This window comes from Luteimonas sp. MC1572, assembly GCF_016615815.1.
In the GTDB taxonomy this organism is placed as follows: domain Bacteria; phylum Pseudomonadota; class Gammaproteobacteria; order Xanthomonadales; family Xanthomonadaceae; genus Luteimonas.
In genome coordinates, this window is sequence record NZ_CP067112.1 from 223,290 (window position 1) to 236,079 (window position 12,790).

Genomic DNA, 12,790 nt, shown 5'->3' on the forward strand with positions numbered 1-12,790 from the left:
GCATGAGCACCGCGACCGCCAATCTCCACGGCCAGCGCATCCTGCTGTGTGTCTGCGGCGGCATCGCCGCCTACAAGGCTGCCGATCTCGTGCGCCGGCTGCGCGACGCCGGCGCCACGGTGCGCGTGGCGATGACCGAAAACGCCGCGCACTTCGTCGGCGCCACCACCTTCCAGGCGCTGTCCGGCGAGACCGTGCGCACCTCGCTGTGGGATCCGGCGGCCGAAGCCGCGATGGGGCATATCGAACTCGCGCGCTGGGCCACCCGCGTGCTGGTGGCGCCGGCGACCGCCAACACCCTCGCCCGGCTTGCACACGGCTTTGCCGACGACCTGGTGACCACGCTGTGCCTGGCCACCACCGCGCCGCTCACGCTGGCGCCGGCCATGAACCATCGCATGTGGCTGCACCCGGCCACGCAGGCCAACATGGCGCTGCTGCGCGAGCGCGGCGCGCAGGTTGTCGGCCCCGCCGATGGGCCGCTGGCCGAAGGCGAATCCGGCCCCGGGCGGATGAGCGAGCCGCTGGAGATCGTCGCCGCGCTGGCGGCCAACGCGTGAGCCCGGCGTCGCTCCGCGGGGTGCGCATCGTGGTCAGCGCCGGCCCGACGTTCGAAGACATCGATCCGGTGCGTTTCATCGGCAACCGCAGCAGCGGAAAGACCGGCTTCGCGATCGCCGCCGAGGCCGCGCGTCGCGGTGCCGATGTCGTGCTGGTGGCCGGCCCGGTGGCGCTCGCGACGCCGGATGGCGTGGCGCGCCTCGACGTGCGCTCCGCCGCGCAGATGCATGCGGCGGTGATGGCCGCGCTGCCGGCCGACGTGTACATCGGTGCCGCGGCGGTGGCGGATTTCACTCCAGCGCGCGTGGCCGCCGGCAAGATCAAGAAGCAGCCCGGCCACGACGGCCTCGTGCTGGAGCTCGAGCGCACCGCCGACATCCTCGCCGACGTCGCCGCGCATGCGGCGCGGCCGCGCCTGGTGGTCGGCTTCGCCGCCGAGACCGATGACGTCGAACGCAACGCGCGCGACAAGCTTGCCCGCAAGCGCGTCGACCTCATCGCCGGCAATCGCGTCGGCGTGGCCGGCAGCGGCTTCGAGGCCGACGACAACACACTGCACCTCTACTGGCCGGGCGGCGAACGCACGCTCGGGCCGGCCCCGAAAATCGACCTCGCCGCATCCCTGCTCGACGTGATCGTCGAGCGGCTCGGATGATCCCGCCACCACGCACCCGCCGCCGACGGAACCCCATGCAGCACACGCTTGAAGTGAAGATCCTCGACCCGCGCATCGGCGATGCGTGGCCGCTGCCGGCGTACGCCACCGACGGCAGCGCCGGCATGGACCTGCGTGCGGTCATCGATGCGCCGCTGCTGCTGGCCGCCGGTGCGAGCGCGCTGGTGCCGAGCGGGATCGCGATCCACATCGCCGACGCGCAGCTGTGTGCGATGGTGTTGCCGCGCTCCGGGCTGGGCCACAAGCACGGGCTGGTGCTGGGCAACGGGACCGGCCTGATCGACGCCGATTACCAGGGGCCGCTGATGGTCAGCCTGTGGAACCGCTCCGGCGATGCCTACACGGTGCAGCCCGGCGACCGCATCGCGCAGCTGGTGCTGGTACCGGTGGTGCGTGCGCAGCTGCAGGTAGTGGATACTTTCGAACACAGCGTGCGCGGTGCCGGCGGCTTCGGCCACACCGGCACGCGCTGACCGGGGAAGGGAAGACGATGTCCGAGAACGAACCGAACAAGGCGCGCGTGCTGCTGGCGCAATCCAGGCCGTGGCTGCCGGCCGCCGCCGTGGTGCTGGTGCTGATCGCGCTGTGGCTGGCGTGGGCCGGCTGGCGGCAGACGGTCGATGACGGGCGCCGCAGCGCGCTGTCCAGCAACCGCGACACGGCGGTGCAGCTGACCGCGCGCACCCTCAAGGGTGAGCTCGAGCGGTTGGACGAGCGCATGGCCTCGGCGCCGGTGCAGGCGGCGCTGGCCGCCGGCGACCTGGACGCGGCCGGCGCCGCGCTGGGCCGCGACTGGCCGCACGTCGAACACGTGGAGGTGCTGCCGACCGACCTCGTCGAACCCTATGCCGGTCTCGCCGACGGAGGCTACGGCCGCGTCGCGGTGGCCGAGGCCGCATTGTCCGAGGGCAAGCCGGTGCTGTGGATCGTGCGTGACGGTGACGGCGCCCGCGTGGCGCTGGCAGCGCCCGCCCGTGCCGGAGACGCGGTGGTCGGCGTGGCCTACGTGCGCCTGCCGCTGGCGCGTGCCACCGCCGGCCTGGAGTCGGTGGAGGTGCCGGCGTCGACGTACCTCGCCCTGCGCCAGGGTGGCTTCAATCTCGTCGAGCGTGGCGATGCCGCCTACGCCGAGGCCGCCGAGCGCATGGCCGTGCCGGTGCCCGGTACCGGCCTGCGCATCGCCGCCGGCGTGCCGGCGCGCGCGACCACGCCGTTCGGGCTGTCCGCGATCCCGGCATTCGTGGTCGCCACGCTGTTGCTGCTGCTGGCCTATCTCACCTGGCGCCTGCCAGCGCGGATCAGCGATCCACGCGTGGTCGACCACGACGATGCACCGACGCTCGAACAGGCGCTGGTGGCCGAGCCCGGTGCCGTCGATGCCGGCGTCCCCGATGGCGCCGCACGCATCGCGGTGCGCGACGCGCCGAAGGCGGCGCCGGTGATGATCGACCCGGGCATCTTCCGCGCCTACGACATCCGCGGCATCGTCGGCCAGTCGCTGGATATCGGCGTGGCCGAGCTCATCGGCCATTCGATCGGCTCGCTGATGCACGACAAGGGTCTGAAGGACATCGTGATCGGCCGTGACGGCCGCCTCTCCGGTCCGGACATGGTGGCGGGCCTGACCGCCGGCCTGCGCAAGGCGGGGCGCGAGGTGATCGACATCGGCATGGCGCCGACGCCGGTGGTGTACTTCGGTGCCTACCACCTGCGCACCGGCTGCTGCGTGTCGATCACCGGCAGCCACAACCCGCCGGACTACAACGGCTTCAAGATCGTGATCGGAGGCGAGACCCTGTACGGCGATGCCATCACCGACCTCCATGCGCGCATCGCCGACGACCGCCTGCACACCGCGGCACAGCCGGGTGGCGTGACCGAACGCGACATTTCCGACGACTACGTCGAGCGCATCGCGTCCGACGTGCAGGTGGACCGCCCGATCAAGGTGGTGGTGGATGCCGGCAACGGCGTGGCTGGCGAGATCGGCCCGCGAGTGCTGGAAGCGATCGGCGCGACCGTGGAGCCGCTGTACTGCGAGATCGACGGCACCTTCCCCAACCACCATCCGGATCCGAGCGAGCCGCACAACCTGGTCGACCTGATCGACATGGTGAAGCGCTTCGACGCCGACCTCGGCATCGCCTTCGACGGCGACGGCGACCGCCTGGGCGTGGTGACGCGCGAGGGCGACAACATCTTCGCCGACCGCCTGCTGATGCTGTTCGCCGCCGACGTGCTGGAACGCAACCCGGGCGCGGTGATCGTGTACGACGTGAAGTGCACCGGCCGCCTGCAGAGCCACATCCTGCGCCACGGCGGCAGCCCGCTGATGTGGAAGACCGGGCATTCGCTGATCAAGGCGAAGATGCGCGAGACCGAGGCGGAGCTGGCCGGCGAGATGAGCGGGCACTTCTTCTTCGGCGAGCGCTGGTACGGCTTCGACGACGGCATCTACGCCGCGGCGCGCCTGCTCGAGATCCTGGCCGCGCGCCCGGAAACGCCGAGCGAGGTGCTCAACGCACTGCCGACCGGCATCGCCACGGCCGAGATCAAGGTCGATGCGCCGCATGGCAACCCGCACGCGTTCGTCGAGCGGTTCGTGGCCGAGGCGCGGTTCGAGGGCGGTGCGCGGCCCTCGACCATCGACGGCCTGCGCGTGGACTGGGCGGATGGCTGGGGCCTGGTGCGCGCATCCAACACCACGCCGGTGCTGGTGCTGCGCTTCGACGCCGACAGCGAAGAGGCCCTGCACCGCATCCGCGAGGACTTCCGTGCGCAGCTGCTGGCGATCGACCCGGACCTGCCGCTTCCGTTCTGATCGCGACGCCTTCCCCCGCAACGCGGGGGAAGGTCAACCGCCCTTCATCGCCCGGTAGCGGCCCAGCGCGTCGTCGAGGTCGCTGCCCAGCGACGCGCGGTCGGCCAGCTGCTTCACCTGGGTGGCCTGCTGGCGCAGCAGGTCGGCGTGCTGGGTCTGGATGCTCTCGGCCAGCACCTTGCCCACGGGCTTGGCATGCAGTTCGAGCTCGGCGGCCTGGCGGAGCAGGTTGAGCAGGCTCTGTCGCAGGTTGGTCATGCCCAGCTGCGAGGTCTTCAGCGCCTCCTCCACCAGGATGATGCGCTCGCCGTAGGCGCGGCGCAGGTCGTCTTCGGTGGCATACGACTCGACCATGGCGAGGTCGCGCCGCTGGCGCGCGGCCTCGGCCTCTGCGTCATCGGCCGCCTGCCGCGCGGCGGCCGCGGCGGCCGCGCGTTCGTCGGGCTCGAGCGCACGCGGCACGGCGCCGGTGCGCAGGCCGCTGCGGGCGTTGATCTCGGTGCGGGCGCGGTCGAGGGCGCTGGTTGGCAGCGTGTCGCCGCAGACCTGCACGCCTCCTTCGTCCCAGCAGTACAGTTTCTTGTCAGCGCCCGTGGGAGCGGCCTTTTTTTGCGCGGCGGTGGCCAGCGGCAGCAGCGCGAGCAGCGCTGCGGCAAGGCATGTGGTGGTGGTCTTCATCGTGTCCGTCCCCCCGGTCGGCCGAATCAGGTGGTCGCGCTGCCGTAGCGCGCGCGGTAGGCCAGCAGGCGCCCGCGTTCGGCTGACAGTTTCGCGTTTTCGCCGGTGAACGCAAGCAGGTCCGCGAAGCCGGCGATGGCGACCACCGGCACACTTTCGTTGGCGGCGACCAGCTCGGCCGCTGAGCGCCGGTCGCCGGATTCGTCGAGGACCTCTTGGCGGTCCAGGGCGATGGCCACGCCGACCGGGGTGCCGCCGCCGGCGCGGATCAGCGCCAACGCCTCGCGCACCGCGGTGCCGGCGGTGAGCACGTCGTCGACCACCAGCACGCGCTTGCCGTCGAGCGCCGCGCCGACCAGGGTCCCGCCCTCGCCGTGGTCCTTGGCTTCCTTGCGGTTGTAGGCCAGCGGCAGGTCGCGGCCGCGGCGGGCGTACTCGCAGGCCAGCGCGGTGGCCAACGGGATTCCCTTGTATGCGGGGCCGAACAGCAGGTCGAAGTCGATCCCCGCGGCGTCGATGGCATCGGCATAGCAGCCGGCCAGCGTCGCCAATGCCGTGCCGCTGTCGAAGCGCCCGGCATTGAAGAAATACGGGCTCACCCGCCCGGACTTCAGCGTGAACCCGCCGAAGCGCAGGGCATCGGCGTCGAGCGCCAGCTGCAGGAACCGGGAGCGGTGGTCGGACATGGCGTGGCGGGAGCGATCGCGACGGGAATGCCATGGTAACAACCCGCACGGCGCCGACGATGCGGCCGGCGGTGCGCTAACCTTGCGCGGCGGCGGGCCTGGTCCCGCCGCATCCGTCATCCGCACCGGCACGCCATGCGCATCATCAGTTTCAACGCCAACGGCCTGCGTTCGGCCGCCAGGAAAGGCTTCTTCGAGTGGTTCGCCGCACAGGACGCCGACGTCCTCTGCGTGCAGGAGACCAAGGCCCAGGAGCACCAGCTCGCCGGTCCGGAGTTCCTGCCGCCCGGCTACAAGGCCTGGTTCCGCGACGCGACCACGAAGAAGGGCTACAGCGGCGTGGCCATCTACAGCCGCCAGGAGCCCGACGAAGTGCGCACCGCGCTCGGCTGGGCGCCGTTCGACGACGAAGGCCGCTACATCGAGGCGCGTTTCGGCAACCTCAGCGTGGTGTCGTTCTACATTCCGTCGGGGTCGTCCGGCGAGCTGCGCCAGGGCTTCAAGTTCGAGGTCATGGACTGGCTCAAACCGATCCTCGACGAATGGCTGGCCAGCGGCCGCGACTACGTGCTGTGCGGCGACTGGAACATCGTGCGCAGCCGCAACGACATCAGGAACTGGACCAGCAACCAGAAGAACTCGGGGTGCCTGCCGCCCGAGCGCGCGTGGCTCAACGGCATGGTGGCCGACGCCTGCGGCGACGGCCTCTGCGAGGCGCCGGCGAACGGCTGGCGCGACGCCCTGCGCGTGCTGCGGCCCGAAGAGGCCGAATACACCTGGTGGAGCAACCGCGGCGCGGCGCGCGCCAACAACGTCGGCTGGCGCATCGACTACCAGTTCGTGACGCCCGCGCTGGCCGGGCGCGTCGCCGCCTGCAGCGTGCATGCCGAGCCGCGCTTCTCCGACCATGCGCCGCTGATCGTGGACTACCGCGCATGAGCACCGCGGCCGCGGACACGCCCGCCGCCGGCACGACCAAGCCTTCGATCTGGCGTGCGTTCGCGCAGCCGTCGGCGTGGACGATGTTCTTCTTCGGCTTCGCATCCGGGCTGCCGTTCCTGCTGGTGGCCGGCACGCTGGCGTACTGGCTGCGCGAGGGCGGCATCGAGCTGCGCGAGATCACCATGATCGCCAGCGCCGGCATGGCCTACTCGTTCAAGTTCCTGTGGGCGCCGCTGGTCGACCGCTGGCGGCTGCCGCTGCTCGGCCGCCTTGGCCAGCGCCGCGGCTGGCTGCTGCTGGCGATGCTGCTGGTGATGGTGGGCCTGGTGGCGATGTCGGTGTTCACGCCCGAGCGGCTGGCGCCGTTCGTGGCGCTGACCCTGGCGGTGGCGCTCGCCGGCGCCACGCTCGACATCGCCGTGGACGCGTACCGCGTCGAGATCGCGCCGCCGTCGCAGCAGGGCGCGCTGGTGGCGACCTATTCGCTGGGCTACCGCATCGCGCTGATCGTCACCGGTGCACTGGCGCTGGTGCTGGCCGACCACACCATCTGGCCGAACGTGTACCGCGCGATGGCCGCCTGCATGCTGGTTCCGGTGGTGGCCTGCCTGCTGGCGCCCGAGCCCGAGGTGCTGCGCGCGCGCACCCATGGCTGGGCGGCCGGCCTGCGCGAGGGCGTGGTGGAGCCGTTCGCGGATTTCTTCCGCCGCTTCGGCGGCCGCATCGGCGTGGTGCTGCTGCTGTTCATCCTGTCGATGAAGATCTCCGACCAGGCGCTGATCGGCGGCATCATCGGGCCGTTCTACCTCGACCAGGGCTTCAGCAAGACCGAGATCGCCGCGGTCACCAAGGTCTACGGCATCTGGATCGGCATCGTCGGAGTGTTCCTCGGCGGCGTGGCGGTCGCGCGCTGGGGCGTGCAGTGGCCGCTGCTGGTGGCGATCGTGCTCGGCGCGGCCAGCAACCTGCTGTACCTGGCGCTGATCGGCGCCAACGGCGACATCGGCATGCTGACCCTGGTGATCTCCGGCGAAAACCTGGCGCAGGGCTTCCTGGGCACCGCGGCGGTGGCGTACCTGTCGGCGCTGGTCAACCAGCGCTACACGGCCACCCAGTACGCGCTGTTCTCGTCGCTGATCATGCTGCCCGGCAAGGTGCTGGGCTTCTACGCCGGCGCGATCGTGGAAGCCAACGAAGGCTATGGCGCGTACTTCGTGCTGTCGGCGGTGCTGGCGCTGCCGGCGGTGGGCCTGTTCTTCTGGCTGCGCCGGCGCGTGCCGCTGGCCGCGGCCGACGACCGGCTCGCGGCGGACGCTGCCGCGCAATGAGCGGCCGCACGGCCGGCGCTTGCGGCGGTCCGCGCAAGCGGGTATCACAATGGCGCCGCGCCGAAACGCAGGCCGCAGGATCCAGGCCATGAAAGACATCGTGCTCAAGGACATCGACGAGATCCTCCTCGACCGCATCAGCCGTGTCGCCGATCGCCGAGGCTGGACGCTGTCGCGCACCCTGCTGCACCTGCTGGAGCAGGGGCTGTTCGCGATCGAGGGCGACGGCAAGCTGTCCTTCGACAACTCCGAGGCGGACGTGCTGCAGCAGGCGATCGCGGCGCTGGAGGGCGTGCCCGACGGGGTGTATTCGCTGATCGGACAGTTGCCGCCGGATGCCGGCGGCCAGGCGCCGGACCCCGGGCGGAGCGACTAGCCGGGCGCACGCGATACCGGCACCGGGCGGCGCGCGCGCGGCGCTTCGCTACACTCGCCGCACAGGGGATGGCGCGACGGTCCTGCACCCGCAGGTGCCGGCGGCATGCCCTGCCGGGGAGCGCGAATGGCGATTGTCAGGCAGGGAGCGAGCCGCGCCCCGCGCGGAACGCGGCGTCACGGCATGCGCGTGCTCCTGGGCTGCGTACTGGCGGCGGCTTCGGCAGGTGCGTTGGCGGCAACCTGCGCCGACATCGAAGCCGAGGCGCTCGTGGTGGCGGAAGCCCGTGACTCCGATCCCGCCCAGGGCGTCGCACGCGGCCAGGCGCTGCTGGCCGACGTGCAGGCGATGTCGCCGCCGTGTCCCGCCGGCGAAGCCATGCTGCTCGGGGGCATCGCGAGCAACCTGCACATCCTCGGGCGCAACCACGACGCCGTCCGCGACTACCGGCAGGCGATCGCCATGCTCGGAAGCGGGACGCCGGCGCAGCTCGCGTTCCTGCATCGCGGGCTCTCCGTGGCGCTGGTGGAACTGGAGTCCTACGGGCCGGCACTCGAGCACGCCCTGGTCGCGCTGGAGGCCAGCGACGTCGCCGCCGACACGATCGGCTCGGCCAAGACCGCCGGCAACATCGGCAACCTCTACAACAGCATCGGCGAACTGGACCTGGCGCGCGATTACCACGGCCGCTCGCTGGCCGGGTTCGAGGCGACCGGCTTCAAGCCGGGGATCGCCGGCACCCTGGTCAACCTCGGTTCGGTTGCGGCCAAGGCGGGGTTGAAGGCGCTGGAGGCAAACGACGCCGACCGCGCCCGCGAGCAGCACCTGCTGCTGCGCGGCTACAACGAGCGCGCGCGCGGGATCTTCGCGGAGCTGGGCAACCTGCGCGGGGTGGCGTACGCCGACAGCAACATCGGTCTCGCGCTGGACCGCCTTGGCCAGCCGAAGGCCGCGCTGTCCCACCACACCGCGTCGCTCGCGGCACGCCGCAAGCTCGGGGACCTGTACGGCACCATCAATTCGCTGCTCAGCATCGCGTCGGCGCAGGCGCACTCCGGTCGAGGCGACGCGGCGGCAACCACGCTCGACGAGGTCGAGGCACTCATCCCCGAGGACGCCTTCAACCTGAAGAAGGAAGTCGCCGCGCAGCGCGTCCTGCTCGGCGAGGCGCGTGGCGACTTCCGCGCCGCGCTGGCGGCGCAGCGCGAGTTCAGCCGGCTGGCGGCGCTCGCCGCCGATGCCGACCAGCGCAGCGCCATCGCCGCGCTGCAGGACAGGTTCGACAGCACGCAGGCGGCGCGGGAGATCGAATCGCTGCGAAATGATGCCGAGCTGTCCGCGCTCCAGCTGCGCCGGCAGCGCCAGGTGAGCCAGCTCGGCATCCTTGCCGCCGTGCTCGCCACCGGCCTGCTGCTGCTGCTGTGGAGCCGGTTGCGGATCGGCATCTCCAGCTCACGCCAGCTGTCGGTCGCCGCGCGCACCGACTACCTGACGGCGTTGCCGAACCGTCGCCACCTCCTGGAGCTGATGCAGGTCGAGGTGCACCGCGTGGAGCGCGGAGGCAGCACGTTCTGCCTGGTGATGGCCGACCTCGACGACTTCAAGGCCATCAACGACCGCCACGGCCATGACGCCGGCGATACCGTGCTGCGCGAGGTCGCGCGCAGGCTGCGCGACGCCGTGCGCAAGCAGGACTCGATCGCGCGCTGGGGTGGCGAGGAGTTCCTGCTGCTGTTGCCGGATTCGCGCGCGGCTGGTGCCGCGTCCCTGGCGGACAAGCTCCGCCAGCGCGTGTCGGCGGAGCCGATCCTGGTCGGCCCGCAGGACACGCCGGTCTCGATCACGCTCACCATGGGCTACAGCGAGTACCGCCCGGGCACCCTGCTCGACGCCTGCATCAAGGCGGCGGATACCGCGTTGTTCGAGGGCAAGCGCAAGGGCAAGGACCGGGTGATGGCATCGCCTGCAAGCGGCAAGGACCCGGATATCGACCCGGCGCTGCCGGTCGCCGAGACAGCGGGTTAGGCGCGCGCCACCGGCGCGGCCTGCGCTCAGGCGCGGTGGATCGCGCCCAGGATCCGCGGCCCCGCCGCGCCGGTGACGCTGGCGAGGTTGCCGGGGCGGCCGGCGAGGGTTTCGCGCGCCAGCCAGGCGAACGCCATGGCCTCGATCGCATCCGGGTCCAGCCCGTGCGCCGCGGTGGTTTCCACGCGCATGTCCGGCAGTTCCGCGGCCAGCGCCGCCATCAGGATGGCGTTGTGCACGCCGCCGCCGCAGGCGATGACGCGCGCGGTGCCGGGCTGCTGCACCCGCAGCGCGTCGGACACGGTGCGCACGGTCAGCGCGAGCAGGGTGGCCTGCACGTCGGCGGCTGTGGCGTCGGTGGCGAGCTGCGCGTCCAGCCAGCCGAGGTGGAACTGGTCGCGGCCGGTGGACTTCGGCGGTGGCAGCGTGAACCACGGCTCGGCCAGCAGCCGCGCAAGCAAGGCGCCGTCGACCTGGCCACTGGCGGCGAACGTGCCTCCGCGATCGTAGGCTTCCCCGATGTGGCGCAGGCACCACGCGTCCATCAGGCCGTTCGCCGGCCCGGTGTCGAAGCCGCGCACTGCACCGCTCGCCGGCAGCAGGGTCAGGTTGGCGATGCCGCCCAGGTTGAGCACCGCGCGCGACTCTGCAGCGGAGTGCAACAACGCCGCATGGAGTGCCGGCACCAGCGGGGCGCCATGGCCGCCCGCTGCCACGTCACGGCGGCGGAAATCGGCCACGGTGGTGATGCCGGTGCGTTCGGCGATCGTCGCCGCGCAGCCGAGCTGCAGGGTGAAGGGCAGGGCGCCGTGCGGGCGGTGGCGCAGGGTCTGGCCGTGCGAACCGATCGCGGCGACTGTCGCGGGGTCGACGCCGGCATCGGCCAGCGCCTGCAGGGCGGCCGCGGCGAACGCCCGGCCGATGGCGGTGTCGAGCTCGCCGACGTCGTCGAGCGACAGCATCGCGTCCTGCTGGCCCAACGCGACCAGCCGCGCGCGCAGCGCGGGATCCCAGGCGTAGGTGCGGGCAAAGCGCAGCCGCGGCGTCGCCGCTGCGGTGTCGTCATCGAAATCGACCAGCGCCGCGTCGATGCCGTCGGCACTGGTGCCGGAGATCAGGCCGAGGTGGCAGCGGGCGGGCGTCATGTGCGACGGGGCCCGCCAGGCGGCGGGCCGTACCGGCAGGGCTCAGCCCTTGCCGCGGCCCGCGGTGGCGGGCGTGTTGTTGGCGGCCAGCTGCTGGCTGTCGGCGCCAGCCGGGAGCTGCGCGTAAATGATGTCTTCGACGGTGCGGATGCGCGCCAGGGCCGGCCCGGTCTGGGCGCGGAACGCGATCAGTGCGGCGCCCTTGAGCGGCTCCGGCTCGGGCATGGTGTGCTGCAGCGGGTTGCGGTGCACGCCGTTGATGCGGAATTCGTAGTGCAGGTGCGGGCCGGTGGACAGGCCGGTGCTGCCGACGCGGCCGATCACGGTGCCCTGGCTGATGCGCTGGCCCTTCTTGATGTTGCCGAACGACGACATGTGCGCATACAGCGTGGTGTAGCCGCGGCCGTGGTCGAGCACCACCGTGCGGCCGTAGCCGCCCTGCCAGCCCATCGACTGCACGCGGGCGTCGCCGGCGGCCATGATCGGGGTGCCGGTGCTGGCCGCGTAGTCGACGCCCTTGTGCTGGCGGACCTTGCCGGCAATCGGGTGGCGACGCGAGCCGAACTTCGAGGTCAGCCGCGCATACGCGATGGGCATGCGGATGAAGCTCTTCTTCAGCGGCCGGCCTTCGCCGTTGTAGTAGTCGACCTTGCCGCCCTGCTCGAAGCGGAATGCGGTGAACGCCTTGCCCTTGGCAGTGAACACCGCGGCCTGGACGTCGCCGGTGCGGATCAGCTCGCCCTCGCGGTACACCTGCTCGACGACCACGCTGAAGCGGTCGTTCTGGGTGACGTCGGAGGTGAAGTCGATGTCGTACTTGAAGATCTCGTCGGTCAGCTTGTTGATGCTCGCACCCGACAGCCCGAGCTTGCGCGCCGAGTGGAACAGCGACTTGCCGACCTTGCCGCTGATCACCGCGGTGCGGATCTCGACCGGGCGTTCAATGACCTTTTCAGTGACCTTGTCATCGGCCAGCGCCAGTTCGATGCGCTGGGTCTCGCCGCGGTCGTAGCGCAGCGTGCGCAGCGTGGCCCGCTTGCCGTTGGCGTCGACCGGCGCGAATTCGAAGCCCAGCTCCATGCCCGGCTTGAGGCGGGTCAGCGCCTGGCGCGCACCCGGATGTTCGAGCAGGCGGTGCATGGTGGTGGCGGGGACGCCCATGCGCTCGAAGATCGTGCCCAGGGTTTCGCCCTTGCCGACCACGGCCAACTGCCAGTCGGCCGCGGATGCCTGCGGCTGCGCCGGTCGTGACCGCACCGGAAGCGAGAGCGACATCGTGGTAACAGGTGTAGCGCTTGGCGCATCCAGTGCCGTCGAGATGCCCGGCACCAGCGCGATCATCAGTGCGCCTGCGGTGGCCAGCAGGCTCGAATGCGCCCACTGGCGTCGGGTCCAGCGTCGGTTGCCGGCATCGTCGGCGGGGCCTGAAAGCCCGGCAGCCGAGGAGGCGATCGCCTGGCGCGCGACTTCGCGCAGGTTGCCAAGCCGGACACGACGGTGGTGCTGCCGTGAGTCGGAGGATTCGGGCAATGTCATCGAATCGGACTCCCGG

The 12,790-nt window shown here is 71.5% G+C and carries 9 protein-coding genes and 2 pseudogenes; 7 read left to right on the top strand and 4 right to left on the bottom strand.

Annotation, left to right across the window (positions count from 1 at the left end):
• Positions 1-2: 2 nt before the first annotated feature.
• The 3 genes and pseudogenes from coaBC (at position 3) to JGR64_RS01025 (ending at position 4,058) form a co-directional block, all read left to right on the top strand.
• Positions 3-1,216 (top strand): annotated as a pseudogene (gene coaBC / locus JGR64_RS01015) (bifunctional phosphopantothenoylcysteine decarboxylase/phosphopantothenate--cysteine ligase CoaBC).
• A 35-nt stretch (positions 1,217-1,251) separates the two neighbouring features.
• Positions 1,252-1,710, top strand: coding sequence for a dUTP diphosphatase (gene dut / locus JGR64_RS01020; protein WP_199374669.1), 459 nt, complete (start codon positions 1,252-1,254; stop codon positions 1,708-1,710).
• A 17-nt stretch (positions 1,711-1,727) separates the two neighbouring features.
• On the top strand, positions 1,728-4,058 hold the full coding sequence (locus tag JGR64_RS01025; protein WP_199374670.1) for a phosphomannomutase/phosphoglucomutase: 2,331 nt from the start codon (positions 1,728-1,730) through the stop codon (positions 4,056-4,058).
• Between the two features lie 33 nt (positions 4,059-4,091).
• Here JGR64_RS01025 and JGR64_RS01030 read toward each other — a convergent pair whose 3' ends face one another.
• Together JGR64_RS01030 and pyrE are read right to left on the bottom strand one after the other, a co-directional pair.
• Positions 4,092-4,736: a hypothetical protein gene (locus JGR64_RS01030; protein ID WP_199374672.1), complete on the bottom strand. Its 645-nt coding sequence runs from the start codon at positions 4,734-4,736 to the stop codon at positions 4,092-4,094.
• 26 nt (positions 4,737-4,762) lie between these two features.
• On the bottom strand, positions 4,763-5,422 hold the full coding sequence (pyrE, locus tag JGR64_RS01035) for an orotate phosphoribosyltransferase (protein WP_199374673.1): 660 nt from the start codon (positions 5,420-5,422) through the stop codon (positions 4,763-4,765).
• Positions 5,423-5,557: 135 nt separating this feature from the next.
• Here pyrE and JGR64_RS01040 point away from each other — a divergent pair, with 135 nt between their 5' ends.
• From JGR64_RS01040 to JGR64_RS01055, 4 genes and pseudogenes are all read left to right on the top strand, one after another.
• A complete protein-coding gene (locus JGR64_RS01040) occupies positions 5,558-6,361 on the top strand; it encodes an exodeoxyribonuclease III (protein WP_199374675.1) in 804 nt (267 codons plus the stop codon).
• A complete protein-coding gene (locus JGR64_RS01045; protein WP_233348291.1) occupies positions 6,358-7,692 on the top strand; it encodes an MFS transporter in 1,335 nt (444 codons plus the stop codon). Before JGR64_RS01040 ends, JGR64_RS01045 begins: the two co-directional genes overlap by 4 nt.
• A gap of 88 nt (positions 7,693-7,780) precedes the next feature.
• A pseudogene (locus JGR64_RS01050) lies at positions 7,781-7,996 on the top strand (hypothetical protein); the annotation flags it as partial.
• 255 nt (positions 7,997-8,251) lie between these two features.
• Positions 8,252-10,093, top strand: coding sequence for a GGDEF domain-containing protein (locus JGR64_RS01055; protein WP_199374677.1), 1,842 nt, complete (start codon positions 8,252-8,254; stop codon positions 10,091-10,093).
• Between the two features lie 26 nt (positions 10,094-10,119).
• On the opposite strand, the gene JGR64_RS01060 is transcribed toward JGR64_RS01055, so the two are convergent.
• Together JGR64_RS01060 and JGR64_RS01065 are read right to left on the bottom strand one after the other, a co-directional pair.
• On the bottom strand, positions 10,120-11,238 hold the full coding sequence (locus tag JGR64_RS01060) for an anhydro-N-acetylmuramic acid kinase (protein WP_199374680.1): 1,119 nt from the start codon (positions 11,236-11,238) through the stop codon (positions 10,120-10,122).
• Between the two features lie 42 nt (positions 11,239-11,280).
• Positions 11,281-12,774 (bottom strand): peptidoglycan DD-metalloendopeptidase family protein, encoded by a 1,494-nt coding sequence (locus JGR64_RS01065; RefSeq protein ID WP_199374682.1) that lies wholly within the window; start codon positions 12,772-12,774, stop codon positions 11,281-11,283.
• Between the last annotated feature and the right edge of the window lie 16 nt (positions 12,775-12,790).

Bases quoted from the DNA above. Each gene is read 5' to 3' on its own strand.
- dut (WP_199374669.1), top strand. From the start codon at position 1,252: ATGCAGCACACGCTTGAAGTGAAGATCCTCGACCCGCGCATCGGCGAT.
- JGR64_RS01025 (WP_199374670.1), top strand. From the start codon at position 1,728: ATGTCCGAGAACGAACCGAACAAGGCGCGCGTGCTGCTGGCGCAATCC.
- JGR64_RS01030 (WP_199374672.1), bottom strand. From the start codon at position 4,736: ATGAAGACCACCACCACATGCCTTGCCGCAGCGCTGCTCGCGCTGCTG.
- pyrE (WP_199374673.1), bottom strand. From the start codon at position 5,422: ATGTCCGACCACCGCTCCCGGTTCCTGCAGCTGGCGCTCGACGCCGAT.
- JGR64_RS01040 (WP_199374675.1), top strand. From the start codon at position 5,558: ATGCGCATCATCAGTTTCAACGCCAACGGCCTGCGTTCGGCCGCCAGG.
- JGR64_RS01045 (WP_233348291.1), top strand. From the start codon at position 6,358: ATGAGCACCGCGGCCGCGGACACGCCCGCCGCCGGCACGACCAAGCCT.
- JGR64_RS01055 (WP_199374677.1), top strand. From the start codon at position 8,252: ATGCGCGTGCTCCTGGGCTGCGTACTGGCGGCGGCTTCGGCAGGTGCG.
- JGR64_RS01060 (WP_199374680.1), bottom strand. From the start codon at position 11,238: ATGACGCCCGCCCGCTGCCACCTCGGCCTGATCTCCGGCACCAGTGCC.
- JGR64_RS01065 (WP_199374682.1), bottom strand. From the start codon at position 12,774: ATGACATTGCCCGAATCCTCCGACTCACGGCAGCACCACCGTCGTGTC.